We start from the raw sequence: 14,727 nt of genomic DNA, 5'->3' as shown, positions 1-14,727 counted from the left end.
TGATATCTCTTATAAAATTTTGAATTAAGATGTAGGTTCCGGAACTGAATTTAAAGGTTTATTATTCTTTTTAGGCTTAATCCACACAATTGTAATAATTGCTCCAGCAACTGCAAATATGCAGGTTAAATAAAATACTTCATGATCTGTCCCCTTCATAAAGTAAGCATACAGAGGTGGTCCCGCTGCTACACCAGTAAAACGCATTGAACTATAAAAAGAGGTAACAGTTCCTCTTTGTTCTTTTTCAATTCCTTGTGTAATAAGAGCATCTAAACACGGTAAAGCAATCCCGATTCCCATTCCCATAACAACAAGACAAAGAATTAACAAGTAAATGCCTTTTAAAAATAATGGAAGTATAACAGACGCGGCTGCTAATATAAATCCGATATATATACATTTTTTCATAACATCTTGGTCATCACCGATTTTCTTTCCTGCCATGTATGAGCTTATTGATAATACAAGCAACGGAATCGCAAGTATACAGCCTTTCCAAATTCCATGAATGTTATATTTCTCTTCCAATATCGTAGACAAATAAAAAAGAATTCCAAATAATATGAGCATAATGATAGCACCTAATGCAAAAATTGCGACTAACCATCTTCCCTTTTCTTGGAAAGTTGAACCGATTGATTGAATGAATTCTTTGAAAGGTGGTGCTTGATTTTCTTGTTTCTTTGCTTTTACTAACAGTAATAATAAGATGATAGCAACAGCACATAAAACTGGAATGGCCCAAAATGGTAAAAACCATACTACTGCTGCGAGAGCAGAACCTAATATTGGACTTAGCACTTTCCCAAATGTATTTGACGTTTCAATGATCCCTAATCCCGTACTTACTTGTTTTTCATCTTTATATAAATCGCCAACACATGGGATTACAACTGGCATCGCTCCAGCAGCACCTATCCCTTGAATCGCTCTTCCAATTAGAATCCAAACATATGGATTTTCCACTTTCCATGATACCCAACCCGTTATTGCACCACCGATAGCTGCAATTAACAAACTTGGAACCATTACCATTTTACGTCCCCAGCGATCCGATAAATACCCAGCAATCGGAATCAATACAATAGCAACGATAGAATATATTGTAATAATCATGGATACTTGAAAAGAAGAGATATGGAGTTTTTTTTCAAGTGTCGGAAGGATTGGAATTAGCATGGAATTTCCTAATGTCATAACAAGTGGAACAGATGCAAGTGCAATTAAACAACAGTTTTCTTTTTTTAGCATGTTGATTTCGAGACCCTTCCTCACGTATTTCTTTCCATATAGTAACCCTGATGAAATTCATTTTTAAATTTCATCAGGGCTATCACATTTTGTCTGCTTTTCAACTTATATAACAAAAGAAATTGGAGTATATCATAGCATTACTTCTATTTTCCCAATCCTTACAACAGTATATTCGTGCTATTAAATGGAAAACTCACTTTTGTTTTAGTAAAAACTATACAAAAAAAAGAAAGGAAGAATTCTTCCTTTCTTTCATACTGCTTTAAATTAACGAGTATACCCGCCACCAAGCTGTTGTTCTGCCATAGCTACAAGGCGTTTTGTGATTTCACCACCTACAGAACCATTCGCACGTGAAGAAGTATCGGCTCCAAGTTGTACACCAAATTCCTGTGCAATTTCATACTTCATTTGATCAAGAGCTGCTTGTGCTCCGTTTGATACTAACTGATTTGAATTACGATTTCTAGCCATTACCGTTCACCTCCTTTATATATTAAAATGTTTAAAAATTACACGTTTTATACTTGGTATTTATTGGTAAAAATATGCATTTTTTAATTCTGGAATAAAAGTCCTAGTATGAATACACCTTCCCATGGGCTAAATACATTCGTAAGCTGAAAACTTCATATTTTATTATGTTAAGCTCTTATACAGACTTTTAATATTTCTCCAACAATATGCCGTTTCTTCTACATCTAACCTTTCCAAAAATTTTGTATCAATAAGTTCTGGTCTGAATTTTTCATAAAAAAGCTTCGAAGGATTACTAGAAACAACCCATACTAATACAGAAGACATATCATTTTTTATAAATTCTGACACAAGTTCTTGAAATAATCTCTTTCCTAATTTATTTCCTTGATATTCTTTCAATAAGTAAATCGCATACAGTTCTCCGTCACAATTATACTTTCCTGTTCTTTCATGACCACCATCAATAAATCCTATAATTTTCTGATCAAACGTTTCTGCCACATACCTATATTCATTTCCTACCGCTTGTTTAAAGATATTTTCCCATTGCTTTTCCCGACTTTCATACGTTGCATTGTCTATGATTTCATCATATATTATTCCTTTATATGTTATCTTCCAACTATCAACATGCACTTTTGCGATCCCTTTTATATCTTTTTCTGTTGCCTTTCTAATTGTTATATCCATTTCGTCTCCCCTCTTGTCCCTCATTATACCAAAGGGTAACATAGCATCTATATCAATTAAGCAAATCATTTAATATTTCCCATTCTTCCCTATATAATTAATTTCCTATGGCAATTCATATCAAAAACATTTTAAAGTTAGAATAGTTGGAACAAATACAATCACAACTAGATCTATCGAAGATTCACGTATATTACAAGACTTTTCTCTTACAGCGTTTTATTCAAGGTTAGAGCAAAAAAATTATGAAGGAGGCTAGACAACAAATCGGTCTTGTTTTCCCTACTGATAAAGTGGAATTTTAATCATGGGAGGTTCTTCATCATTCGCTTAACTTCTTTATTTTTTCTAAAACTGAAGGATGGTTATTACTACTCATAATAGTGTAAAAAAACAATACTTTTCAAATAAAAAAGGGTGAATTTCATCACCCTTTTTTGATTTAACCTTGTTTCACTCATTAAACTTTATAATTATCTACTTTCAACCTCAACCGAAACAATATGATCAATTTCCTTTAAGGAACTGTATAATTCGGTTGTATATAAATCTTCAGGTGCTAATATAACCATTTCTAATTGCTGAGATTCACTATCAATATCTTTAATTTTCACGCGTTTCACTTGCATGTTTAAGTTTTTAATTTGTTTAAAAATGCCATCTAATTCTCGGTGCTCTTTTACGATAATTTTAATCGCTAAATCCCTTTGTCTTAAAGAATAAGGACCTGCTATTTTAACAAGGTGTGGCAATACATTTATAGCTAATATAATGAGAATCATTGCAACGATTGCTTGTATATAAAAACCTGCCCCAATTGCAATCCCTAAAGCAGATGCTGCCCAAACCATTGATGCTGTTGTTAATCCTGAAATCACATCATTATTTCTTCTTAAAATTACACCTGCTCCAAGGAAACCAACACCACTTACAATTTGTGCTGCTAAACGCATTGGGTCCATATTTGTATGTCCTGGTGAAGAGTAAACATTCACAGATTCAATCGAAACCATCGTAATTAAACAACTTGCTACAGAAATGACCATACTTGTTTTCACACCGAGTGGTTTATTCTTTAGTTGCCTGTCAATCCCTATAAATAAACCTAAAAAGAGTGCCAAACCTAATTTGAGTAAAAATTCATATGTCATTTTTCATTCTCCTTACTTATATGATGTTCATCATTTCTTTTCTTAAACATCTTTTTTCTCCTTAAACATTAAACTATAACTCTTTTAGAATTTCATTTCCAGTCTTTTCTGTCCTACAAGTTAAAAAAGCCGAAAAACATTATAATTTAAATGTCTTTCAGCTTTTTTGTCTATATTATTTGATTAAGGTATTTCATTACCTTTTTGCATTTGAGCCTTACACCTTAAATTTATGTATTACCTAACATCATACTATATAAATCCACTTTGATTTTTCGACATATAAATCGCTGCTACGAAGAAAAAAGGTGACTTGCACTCGTTTTCTCTCTCTGTTTTCACTTGGCATAGGGCAAGAAGATGATCTGACCGCTTCTATGCATGGCCGGATGCTCTCTCCCCTAAAAAGAAAGGATTTATGTCGGTTTTTTAATTTGGATTTATATACTTTATTTTTGTTCCTTAACCTTGATTTTCGCTTCCTTATAGAATGCTAGTTTTCCTTCATTATACTCTTTTGTATATCCATTAAACTTCTCTTTTTCTTTTTGCATTTCTTCCGTTAATTGATTTACAGCTTTCACTTTCTCACCGATTTCTTTTAACTTTGTTTCTTTTACTTTTAACTTCGCATAAAGTTCTTTTTCAATCGCCATTGATTTCACATAGCTTTCGTTCATTTTTTGAAAAGCATCATAACGATTCTTATAAGCTTCTTCTACTTTTTTCGCTTGTTTTTGTATTTTTTTATCTTCAATTTTCTCTACATTACTTTGAACTGAGTTCGTCTCTTTCTGTGCTTTCTCTAATGCATCTTTTTCATTTTTTAATATTTTTTCACGCTCGCCCACATTTAAAACTGCTTGGTCTAATTTTGGGGCAACAGCTTCATTATGCTCTTTTCCTTCTTTTATAATTTGAGCATATAATTCCTGGCCTTGTTTTTCCAGCGTCTCTAATTTTTTCGCATCTTCAAACAATGACTTTTCTTGTTTAGCTGCGTTTTCAAATGCAACAAATAGATTTTCTTCTGGCTTTTCGCCAAAACAACCTGATAATAATCCTACTGATAATGCTCCAACTAGTGCTAATTTTCTATAACCCAACTTCTTTTCCTCCTATGTTACATACGTTTGTCATGCCAAAAATTCAACGGGAAGTGATCACCTTCATGATACGCTTCAAATTCATAACCTTTTTCTTTTAATCCTTTTATAATTGCCGGTACTGCTGCAACAGATTGCGGATGAATATCATGCATTAAGATAACTTCTTTAGGATTCGTTGCACCTGTAATTACATTTTCAACAATTTTTGCTGAAGCAGCATCAACAGGCATTTTATTATATTTCCAATCTAAAGAGTCAATCGTCCAATCCCAAACTTTTAAGCCATCTTCTACTACTTTATTACGAAGCGCTTCATTTAAACCAGGCATAGAACCGTACGGAGGACGTGTTAATTTCGGAAATTCTTCAATAATATTTGCTATTAAGCCTTGATCTTCTTTCATTTCATTCACATACTCGCCATTTGTATACAATTTTTTAGAATCATGTGTCATACTATGCATGCCCACATAATGACCTTCTGCTTTCTCACGCTTTACTAAATCTGCAAATTGTTTTACATTTGCACCGATTAAGAAAAATGTTGCTTTCGCATCATTTTGTTTTAATATATTAAGTAGTTCAGCCGTATATTTTCCTGGCCCATCATCAAATGTGAGGTAGGCAACTTTTCTAACTTGACCATTAAATTGACTTGGTGCTGTTTTATTCATCTCCACTTTTGACTGCTCACTTGCAAGCTGTAAAGAATTCGCTTGATTTGCTACTGCCCTAGCTGGTGATGTGATTGATTGAAACATAAAATACCCCACTGCGATCGCAACAACAGCCACTATTGTGACTATAATGCTTTTTACATTAAATACATTTCCCATTCTATTAAATTCCTTTCTATTAATCTTATATAATTCTTCCATTCATATTAGTATATCTATTCAATTTCTTTTCAATCTTCTAAAATGAACATTAACAAACTGTATACAAAGGAAGTTTCACCCTAATTCGTGTACTTCGTAATTCCTCGCTAACTATATATATGCATTTTATTATATATGTAAACATTTTTAAATAACTCCAATAATATTTTGATTTATTTAATACCCATATATATTATAAATCAAAAAAGGTTGGCCAGGCGCCAACCTTTTACAATTAGTTTCGTGCTGCTTTTGGCGTAACACCTAGATGTTCATTTAACTTTTTAGAAATGTCTTGCACATTTTTTTCATTTGGAATGTAGTAATAAATACCACCGATACGTTTATCCGTACCTTCTATTTGCATTTTCTCCATCTGTAAATCAGTTCCGGCCATATTTCTTGTAATGGAAAGCATATCATTAAATGTTAAGTTTGTTTTCATTTTGCTATCAACTGCATCTAAAAGGGGACCTAATTTACTAATCGATTGAACAGACATTGCTTTTTTCGCAATTGCTTCAATAACGAGCTGTTGTCTTTGACCACGCATTGCATCACTATCAATTTTACGAGTTCGTGCTAACGCAAGAGCTTGCTCTCCGTTTAAATGTTGGTAACCTTTTTCTAAATGAATCATACCTGCTTGATCTTTACTATCTTGTTCTGTAAATGCAACTGGTACATCCACATCAATACCACCAAGTGAATCTACAATTTTCACAAAGGAATCAAAGTTAAATTTCACATAATAGTCAACTGGAACATTTAAAAATCTCTCTACTGTATCCCGTGTACTTTCAACTCCACCAAATACATGGGCATGCGTAATTTTATCCAATTTCTTTTTTGATGGAATATACACGCGAGAATCACGTGGAATACTTACTAATTTTACTGATTTATCATCTTTATTAATTGTTGCCAATAATAGCGCATCCGTACGAACAGCTTCTCCATATTGTCCTTTTCGAATATCACTTCCATCAACACCCATAATTAAAACAGAAATATTATCTTTTAACGGTTCAACCTCTTTATCGCGTTTAGTTGATTTCTCAATTTTTGCATACGCATCACTTACAACCGCATTTGCTTTATTATATAAAAACGAACCATATCCTACTCCACCAAAAATGAGTAGTAAAAATGGAATCAAAATGAACCACTTCACAGATTTTCTTTTAGAACGTTTCTTTTTACTTCTTGTGTTTTGTTCTAATTCAGAGCTCATGTCTATTCTCCTCTCTTTCTCTTTTCCTAGTATACTCCATGTCTATCAATCTTCATATTGAATTTCATTTCATTCACCTTACATTTTTGTAAGGTTTCGTTGTAAAGAAGTAAAATCAATATGTATTTCATTTCACATTATACTCTCGTGTTGGATTTTAACAAGACATCAAATGATAATTTCAAAAAATTTACAATTCCGTTGTATACTAGTAAAAAAAAAACCAGTTTAGCACTTTCGTTACCATACCAGTGGGAACCTGCTACATTTATCACTGTTTATTTATTTCAGGTTTGTAAATCATTTTCTTACCTTCGTCAAAAATAACAGCCGATTTTGCTGGTATTTCTGTATCTTCTGTTTTTACATCTTGATCAGAGAAGTTTACAATTATTTTTATGTCCTTTCCATAGGAAGCTGTTTGCACAAGTTTGTCTTTTGAAAGATATGCAAAATTCGTCATCTCTTCTGTTACTGCTTTTTTATGAAATGCTTCCCATGTTTTTAAATGATGTGTAATTTCATTTTTATGCTTCTTCCATTCAACTTCATCTAAGTGATATAAAGGAGGAACGTTATACAATAGTTCATATAACATACGATTTCCGACTTCATCTTTTACCTTCAAGCTACCCCATTCCCAATGATGAGTTGTAATGACAGAGTCATTGTACACTAATTTATATAAAGGTATTGAATACACTGGGTTTAAGTACACTTGTTTATATTCTTCCTTCACTGGTACTTGTTTTGCATACTTTTCTGGAACATTTTGATTTGGCGACCAGTAACCCCCAACATAATATGGACTTGTCTTATTCTTTCTCATATCTTCATCGGCCCATTTAATAACGGGTGTTTCAATACCATGTGCAAAAGCAATCACTTGACTTGCAAAATCATTTCCACCCTCAGAACCAACAACCATACCTTTTTCTTTCGCTATATAATCCATTCGTGCTAAACGTGCTTTTAAATCTTGCTCTTGTGTTGTAATATGCTTTGGAGAATAATCATCATAAATTTCCCCTGTGGCGTCACAATCAATAAACCATGAATTAAATGGGGTACCATTATTTAATATGCCACTAACTCGTTCTTTCACACTAGGTAAAGATAATGTCGGATTTAATTTACGACCTTTTCCTAGAAATCCTTGTATTTTCTCACCATTTTTTTTGGCAACCGTTGCATCTTCAAATAGTGAAGGATCTTTAAAGGAAGCTGTATTCCAATTTTTATCGCCTTTTTCATGAATGGAATGATAAGAATCATATGGACCAACTAAATATCCCATTTTCTCAGCTAGCTTCACAAATTCCGGTTGAATGAATCCTTGTTCCCAGTTCGGCAGTCCAATCCATGCATGTTCAATACCAGCTTCATCCATCTCTTTTAATACATTCGTTCCATCTGCACTACCCCATTTGTCAACATCCTCAACTGCATCACCAAGTGTTGATTTTAACAAATGTTTATTTAAACTATACAATTCCGTTTCAGTTAAATGATCTACGCCTTTTTTCAATAATTGATTTGCCTCATCATCAACTTTCGGAAACATATCTTCTTTATAAAACTCCTTCATTCCTAACACTTCATTTATATAACGTAAAACAACATTTTCCTGATACTTATCAATAAAATCTTGCTTATTAATTTGATCAAATACATTTAATTCGCCAGGCTCTTTACTATATTTTTGAATCAGTTCTTTCATCCACCCAAATATAGGACTATTGATTTGTTGTCTTAGTTTTGGCCAATCTATATTACTTTGCGATAAAGCATTTTGATTCCAAAAATAAAAGTGAGCTGCTCCGTATAACTTTTCAACTTCTTTATTTTGTTTTGCTTTCTCTTGTAATGTTTTAAATTCACCTTTCTCTACAATATTGTTCTTATACAATTTTGCAATATTCACCGCATCATTATCAGTCACATACAGTTGAAAACCGTATGATTTATTTTTGTTAATACTCGGAAATTCATGGGTAAAATCAAATCCAATTTTCGGATCAGAATGAAATTCAACTTCATTATTAAACATATTGTTTGCAACAAATACCATGGAATATTTCGAACCATTTAATGCAAAAAATTTCATTGAAAATGATTCCGCAAATGAATACGTTTCATCCTTTAAGAATTTCTTCCAATTTTCATCATTGCTCGGAATATACTTACCTTCCCATAAAGGAAGTGTATAATTTTCAGCTTGTACTTTTGGCCAAGTAAAGCTTTCTGCACCTGTAGATTCAATCGCAATATCTACATGATCTTTTTTCTTTTCTAAATTCACTTTTATTTTCTGATCAGGATATTCCCATGATGTATGTGTATCATCTTTTTTCAACTTTGATACTTTCATTTTCGGTAAAGGCTGTGATGCTTGCTCCTTCACTCCATCATGGTCTATCGTTAAAGCAAACGTTTCTGGATTAACCTCATACGTAAAATCTTTATATGTTACTTTTTTTGCTTTGAATTCCTGTGAAACATTTTTTTGTGTCCAATTGCATCCAGCCGTAATTGTCATTGTTGTAAGAAGACATATTGTCATCATTTTTTTCATCTTCTGCACCTCCACCACTGAATATATAGGTGGTTTGTTACAGGAATATGGCAAAGAGCATAAAAAAGAAGCCTGTCTCAAAATTCTTGTATTACGGTTGTTACTACACCAACCTAAAACAAGAAAAGAGTTCGACTCCTTTATGTCTATTATATAAGAGACTTCGCTTCTTTAATCCCTTATCTATATACTATACTTCTCTTCTGTTCTACCAGCACTTTGTTCCCTTTTCACAACTGTTCCTTCATGATCAATTTCCAGCTCACAAACTGGCATCGCCGGAAACACTTTTGCTAATTGTTCAGCAACTTCCTCGCGTTTTTCATATGGAGTCAATATAAAAAGAGATGGACCAGCCCCACTAAGTGCTGTCCCATATGCTCCAAACTTTTTCGCATACATCCGAACTGCGGGTAAAAATGGAACAAGCTGTGAACGATATGGTTCATGAAATTGATCTCTTTCCATCATTTCACCAACAATTTCCCACTTCTTTTGGCATAACGCTGCTACTAAAACATTGCTGACTGCACTTGCACGAACAGCATCATGAAACTGAAATGTTTCTGGCAATACAGAACGACTTTTATTTGTATTTAATTCTTCATCAGGAATAAGAGAGATTACACCTAATTCTTTACTCTCTATTCTAACAACAGATACATGATTCCCATCCATCGCGCCAATAACAGTACCTCCTAAAATAGAAGCAGCTACATTATCAGGGTGTCCCTCAAAACTTGTAGCAAGATGAACTTTCTCATCTGTTGTTAAATGTAATTCTCCAAGTTCATTGGCAAGTTCTATTCCTGCTACAATGGCTGATGCGCTGCTCCCCAATCCTCGCGTAAGTGGAATATTACTAGTAACTTCTATTATATAGGAAGATAACGAAGGACATACTTTAAGTGCTGTACTTACAATTAAGTTTCTCTCATCATTTGGGATAGAAGAATCGAATGAATGTATAACATGCCAATGAGCTGATTGTTCCTTCACAGCCACTTCCAAATATAATGATAATGCTATTCCAACAGAATCAAAACCCGGACCTACATTTGCCGTACTAGCTGGAACACGAACTTTAAATGGAATCACGAAACAATCACTCCTTTAATATGTTCTTTTATTTGTTCCATATCGTTTGAAACACTTGCAATCTCGAAGTGATTAGAGGCAATAGCAATATCAGGATCTTTTAAACCATTCCCTGTTAATACAGCAACAACTGTCTCTCCCTTTTTGATTTTCCCTGCTTGAACATGTTTAATTACACCTGCTAGAGAAGCACTTGACCCTGGTTCTGCAAAAACTCCTTCTGTTTTTGCTAGCAACTGATAGGCACTTAAGATTTCTTCGTCTGATACCATATCAATTTCACCGTTTGATTGCTCTGCTGCTTCTACAGCATAGGACCAGCTTGCTGGATTACCAATACGAATTGCAGTTGCGATTGTTTCTGGTGAATCAATGACATGACCTTTTACAATTGCAGCTGCTCCTTCGGCTTCAAAACCGTGAATTCTAGGTTTCTTGAATCCCTTTTCTTTCTCATATTCACAAAAACCTTTCCAGTATGCCGTAATATTCCCTGCATTTCCAACCGGAATAGCAAGGACATCTGGTGCTTTTTGCAACTGATCACAAATTTCAAACGCAGCTGTTTTTTGTCCTTCAATTCGATATGGATTAACAGAGTTTACTAATGTAATTGGTTCTTCATCTGCAATCTGACGTACAGCTCGAAGTGCGTCATCAAAGTTTCCTTCAATTGAAATAATCTCTGCTCCATACGCAATAGCTTGTGCTAATTTCCCATGAGCAATTTTCCCTTCTGGTATAACGATAATACACTTCAGCCCAAGACGAGCAGCGTATGCCGCTGCCGCTGCTGATGTATTACCTGTTGATGCACAAATAATTGCCTGTGATCCTTCTTCTTTTGCTTTCGCAACTGCCATCACCATCCCTCTATCTTTAAAAGATCCTGTAGGGTTAGCACCTTCATATTTTCCATACAAATGAATCCCTAATTCTTTAGAAATATTCAGAAGTGGAATGAGTGGTGTATTCCCTTCCATCAAGCTTACATCTGGTGTATTGTCATTCACTGGTAAATATGAAGCATATTTTTTTAATAATCCTTTATACATATTGTTTTTCCTCCTCAATAGCGTAATAACTTTTTATTTCATTTGCTACATTCTCTAGTAATGTTAAAACTTTTTCGAATTGGTACTTTGAAGTTTGATGCGTCACAATCACAATTTCCGCAAGCTCTTGATTTAATGGAAGTTGCACAATTTCTTCTAAGCTAATTGATTCATTGACGAAACATTCTGTGATTTCGCGAAACATCCCTGGTTCATCACGTAATAAAATGCGTAAAAAATATTTCGAGACAACTTCTTCATCCCCTTTTAGTGTATAAGGCACTGACTCTTTTAACACACCTTGACTTTTCACTATTTGATTCATATTTTTAACGATTGAAATAATATCACTTACTACAGCAGATCCTGTTGGCAATTTTCCAGCCCCTGGCCCATAAAACATAACTTCACCAACCGCATGACCGTGTACATATACAGCGTTAAATTCGTTATTCACACTGGATAGTGGATGCTGACTCGGTAATAAAGTAGGTGCTACGCTTAAATTAATAGCTGAACCTTGCTTCTCCGCTTTCCCGACTAGCTTCATAGTAAAACCTAGCTTCCCAGCCATTTCTAAATCTTTTTTTTCTACATTTCGAATACCTCGAACATGTACATCATCTAAAGAAACATTCATCGAAAATCCTAAGTTTGCAAGAATAGCTACCTTTCGTGCAGCATCCAGTCCATCTACATCTGCTGACGGATCTGATTCTGCAAAGCCTAGCTTTTGAGCTTCTTGAAGCGCCTGTTCATACGACCAACCATTTTGACTCATTTTTGTTAGTATATAATTCGTTGTGCCATTTACAATTCCCATAATCTTTTCAATATGATCAGAAGCTAAGCCGTCTACTAGTCCTCTTAAAATTGGAATTCCTCCAGCTACACTTGCTTCATAATACAACTGACAACCATTTGCATTCGCTAATTTTAACAATTCATTACCGTATACAGCCATTAAATCTTTGTTTGCAGTTACGACATGTTTCTTATTACATAACGCCCTTATAATAGCCTGTTTTGCTTCTTGAATTCCACCCATCACCTCTACTACGATATCAATATTGGGATCTTCTAAAATTTCATCTGCATCATTTGTTATCATGATTCCATCAATTGAAACATCTCGTTCTTTTTCCACATCACGTACTGCCACTGCCTTTACCTTTACTTCATATCCTGTATCAAGACTTATTTTCTCCTTGTGATCTTCCAAAATATGAACGACACCGCTCCCTACTGTTCCAAGTCCTAATACTCCAACATGTACTACATTGCTCATTTTTTAATCTCCTCCTATTTTTTAAACTACTTGACCATTATCTTCTTCCTATTTGCGCAGTTAATGGTGATTCTCGTTCGGATCACTCGTTTCACTCCACTGCACCTCCTTTCAATTCAGTAATACATTTTATAAAAAAAACACACTCATCCCTATAAAAGGGACGAATGTGTTTTCGTGGTTCCACCCTTGTTCCAATCCAAATATACATTTGCTTCGGATTGCTCAAGATCAGATAACGGCTGAAACCGTCAATAATTACTAGATTACTCGTTCACTATTGAAGTTCAAAGGTGGTAAGATTATTTCTCGTGTTAGGAAGCTCACAGCCTTTGGCCTCCCTCTCTGCAAACCGTAAAAATTATCTCATGTCCTTATCACTACTTTTCGTTCATATCTATTTGTTAAATTATTATACGTACATATCATACAAAAGCAAGGAATATTTTTTATATTTTTAATTTTCTAATATTAACTTTGTATAAAAAAACACACTCATCCCTATAAAAGGGACGAATGTGTTTTCGTGGTTCCACCCTTGTTCCAATCCAAATATACATTCACCTCGGATTGCTCAAGATCAGATAACGGCTGAGACCGTCAATAATTACTAGATTACTCGTTCACTATTGAAGTTCAAAGGTGGTAAGAGAATTCCCCGTGTTAGGAAGCTCACAGCCTTTGGCTTCCCTCTCTGTAAACCGTAAAAATTATCTCATGTCCTTATCGTTACTTTTCGTTCATGTCTATTTGTTAAATTATTATAATTAAGAAAATTCGAAAAAACAAGCCCGTTTTTGAGAAAAAAATTATACCTTTTATTTTCCACAAGATAATTACACTTTTATAACTTATTTCAAGATAATAATTTAAACTACTAAAAAAATGATTAAACCTACATAATTACCTTTTTAAAATTGGAATTCACATAAAGTGAAACTTTAATCAGTGGGGGTTTTCTTCATCCCCCACTGATTATTAGCCCTCACCAATCGGGCTTTTACGGGCAGCTCATCCCCCTTCTAACTTCTTTGCTTTTCCAAATTTTGAGGTGGGGGTCTTACTGCCCGTTAATGCGGGATAAAAATATCAAGTAAAACAATTATGCTTTTGATTTTAAATACTGATTACCAATAGAATGAATGCTCTTTAGATTCCTAAATCATTAATTATATTTATATATTTTATCAATCAATGTACTATGCAATATTTTCAATATAATCTTTTTGTATAACTTTCTTCTAAAGAACGTGCGACTTCTTCTTCATTTGCATTTACTTTGGCATGATCAGCAAGCATTTTTGCTGCTGATGGTAATGCTTCTTTTTCTAACCAAGAATCTGGATTCCATAATTCAGAACGTATAAATGCTTTTGCACAATGGATGAAACACTCCTCTATTTTTACAACGATTCCGAGAAGTGGATTGCGACCCCTTACTTGCATTTTCTCTAAAATCTCTTCGTCTTTTGTGATAGTTGCACGCCCATTTATCCGTAATGATTCTCCAAGCCCTGGAATAAAAAAGATAAGTCCCACCCGTGAGTTAGATAAAATATTAAGGATAGAATCCACTCTCCGATTCCCCGGTCTTTCTGGAATTACAATTTGATTTTCATTTAAAACATATACAAATCCAGGTGCATCCCCTCTTGGTGATGCATCACAATGACCAAATTCATCTGAAGTAGATATTACTAGAAAAGGAGACTTAGATAGAAATTCACGACAATGATAATCGAGTGATGGGATCACTTTTTTCACCGCACGTTCACTTGGATATCCTAAAATAAGACGTAATTCTTCTTCTGTTGAAATGAGCGAATTTATTTTTTTCTCGCCTAGTCCCATTCCATATACACTCCCTACTTAATTATCGTTATTTTCCCAAAATTACATACATTCATTGTAT

General features: G+C 34.1%; 12 protein-coding genes and 2 other annotated features. All 12 genes read right to left on the bottom strand.

Annotated elements, in window-relative coordinates; translation table 11 throughout:
• Nucleotides 1-24 precede the first annotated feature (24 nt).
• The 12 genes from NSQ40_RS10205 to NSQ40_RS10150 all read right to left on the bottom strand — a co-directional run bounded on the left by NSQ40_RS10205 (nt 25) and on the right by NSQ40_RS10150 (nt 14,666).
• Nucleotides 25-1,254 carry an MFS transporter gene (locus NSQ40_RS10205; protein WP_003197019.1) on the bottom strand — a complete coding sequence of 410 codons (1,230 nt, stop codon included), beginning with the start codon at nt 1,252-1,254 and terminating at the stop codon, nt 25-27.
• A 270-nt stretch (nt 1,255-1,524) separates the two neighbouring features.
• Nucleotides 1,525-1,731 carry an alpha/beta-type small acid-soluble spore protein gene (locus NSQ40_RS10200; protein WP_003197017.1) on the bottom strand — a complete coding sequence of 69 codons (207 nt, stop codon included), beginning with the start codon at nt 1,729-1,731 and terminating at the stop codon, nt 1,525-1,527.
• Between the two features lie 165 nt (nt 1,732-1,896).
• On the bottom strand, nt 1,897-2,427 hold the full coding sequence (locus NSQ40_RS10195) for a GNAT family N-acetyltransferase (protein WP_003197016.1): 531 nt from the start codon (nt 2,425-2,427) through the stop codon (nt 1,897-1,899).
• 473 nt (nt 2,428-2,900) lie between these two features.
• A complete protein-coding gene (locus tag NSQ40_RS10190; protein WP_003197014.1) occupies nt 2,901-3,578 on the bottom strand; it encodes an MgtC/SapB family protein in 678 nt (225 codons plus the stop codon).
• A gap of 449 nt (nt 3,579-4,027) precedes the next feature.
• Nucleotides 4,028-4,684: a YkyA family protein gene (locus tag NSQ40_RS10185; protein ID WP_003197013.1), complete on the bottom strand. Its 657-nt coding sequence runs from the start codon at nt 4,682-4,684 to the stop codon at nt 4,028-4,030.
• A 17-nt stretch (nt 4,685-4,701) separates the two neighbouring features.
• Nucleotides 4,702-5,523, bottom strand: a complete 822-nt coding sequence (locus NSQ40_RS10180) for a peptidoglycan-N-acetylglucosamine deacetylase (RefSeq protein ID WP_258248375.1) — start codon at nt 5,521-5,523, stop codon at nt 4,702-4,704.
• Between the two features lie 277 nt (nt 5,524-5,800).
• Entirely contained in the window at nt 5,801-6,799 is a 999-nt protein-coding gene (locus NSQ40_RS10175; protein ID WP_258248376.1) for an LCP family protein, read from the bottom strand.
• 271 nt (nt 6,800-7,070) lie between these two features.
• Nucleotides 7,071-9,374, bottom strand: a complete 2,304-nt coding sequence (locus NSQ40_RS10170) for a glycoside hydrolase (RefSeq protein ID WP_016114540.1) — start codon at nt 9,372-9,374, stop codon at nt 7,071-7,073.
• Between the two features lie 183 nt (nt 9,375-9,557).
• Nucleotides 9,558-10,472, bottom strand: a complete 915-nt coding sequence (gene thrB / locus NSQ40_RS10165; protein ID WP_258248377.1) for a homoserine kinase — start codon at nt 10,470-10,472, stop codon at nt 9,558-9,560.
• Complete coding sequence (gene thrC, locus NSQ40_RS10160) at nt 10,469-11,527, bottom strand: threonine synthase (protein ID WP_258248378.1); 1,059 nt, start codon at nt 11,525-11,527, stop codon at nt 10,469-10,471. Before thrC ends, thrB begins: the two co-directional genes overlap by 4 nt.
• Nucleotides 11,520-12,815 carry a homoserine dehydrogenase gene (locus NSQ40_RS10155; RefSeq protein WP_258248379.1) on the bottom strand — a complete coding sequence of 432 codons (1,296 nt, stop codon included), beginning with the start codon at nt 12,813-12,815 and terminating at the stop codon, nt 11,520-11,522. The genes thrC and NSQ40_RS10155 overlap by 8 nt, the downstream gene beginning before the upstream one ends.
• Before the next feature lie 156 nt (nt 12,816-12,971).
• Nucleotides 12,972-13,205 (bottom strand) — a binding site (T-box leader).
• Between the two features lie 115 nt (nt 13,206-13,320).
• Nucleotides 13,321-13,554: a binding site (T-box leader), on the bottom strand.
• Between the two features lie 473 nt (nt 13,555-14,027).
• Nucleotides 14,028-14,666, bottom strand: a complete 639-nt coding sequence (locus tag NSQ40_RS10150) for a pyridoxamine 5'-phosphate oxidase family protein (RefSeq protein WP_003196998.1) — start codon at nt 14,664-14,666, stop codon at nt 14,028-14,030.
• Between the last annotated feature and the right edge of the window lie 61 nt (nt 14,667-14,727).

The organism is Bacillus sp. FSL K6-6038, from assembly GCF_038050455.1.
Taxonomy (GTDB): Bacteria; Bacillota; Bacilli; order Bacillales; family Bacillaceae_G; genus Bacillus_A; species Bacillus_A pseudomycoides.
Note: the sequence above shows the minus strand (reverse complement) of the source record. Positions and strands in the feature narration are given on the sequence as shown.

Excerpts from the sequence above, each read along its gene's own strand:
- NSQ40_RS10205 (WP_003197019.1), bottom strand. The coding sequence starts at position 1,254 with ATGCTAAAAAAAGAAAACTGTTGTTTAATTGCACTTGCATCTGTTCCA.
- NSQ40_RS10200 (WP_003197017.1), bottom strand. The coding sequence starts at position 1,731 with ATGGCTAGAAATCGTAATTCAAATCAGTTAGTATCAAACGGAGCACAA.
- NSQ40_RS10195 (WP_003197016.1), bottom strand. The coding sequence starts at position 2,427 with ATGGATATAACAATTAGAAAGGCAACAGAAAAAGATATAAAAGGGATC.
- NSQ40_RS10190 (WP_003197014.1), bottom strand. The coding sequence starts at position 3,578 with ATGACATATGAATTTTTACTCAAATTAGGTTTGGCACTCTTTTTAGGT.
- NSQ40_RS10180 (WP_258248375.1), bottom strand. The coding sequence starts at position 5,523 with ATGGGAAATGTATTTAATGTAAAAAGCATTATAGTCACAATAGTGGCT.
- NSQ40_RS10175 (WP_258248376.1), bottom strand. The coding sequence starts at position 6,799 with ATGAGCTCTGAATTAGAACAAAACACAAGAAGTAAAAAGAAACGTTCT.
- NSQ40_RS10170 (WP_016114540.1), bottom strand. The coding sequence starts at position 9,374 with ATGAAAAAAATGATGACAATATGTCTTCTTACAACAATGACAATTACG.
- thrC (WP_258248378.1), bottom strand. The coding sequence starts at position 11,527 with ATGTATAAAGGATTATTAAAAAAATATGCTTCATATTTACCAGTGAAT.
- NSQ40_RS10155 (WP_258248379.1), bottom strand. The coding sequence starts at position 12,815 with ATGAGCAATGTAGTACATGTTGGAGTATTAGGACTTGGAACAGTAGGG.
- NSQ40_RS10150 (WP_003196998.1), bottom strand. The coding sequence starts at position 14,666 with ATGGGACTAGGCGAGAAAAAAATAAATTCGCTCATTTCAACAGAAGAA.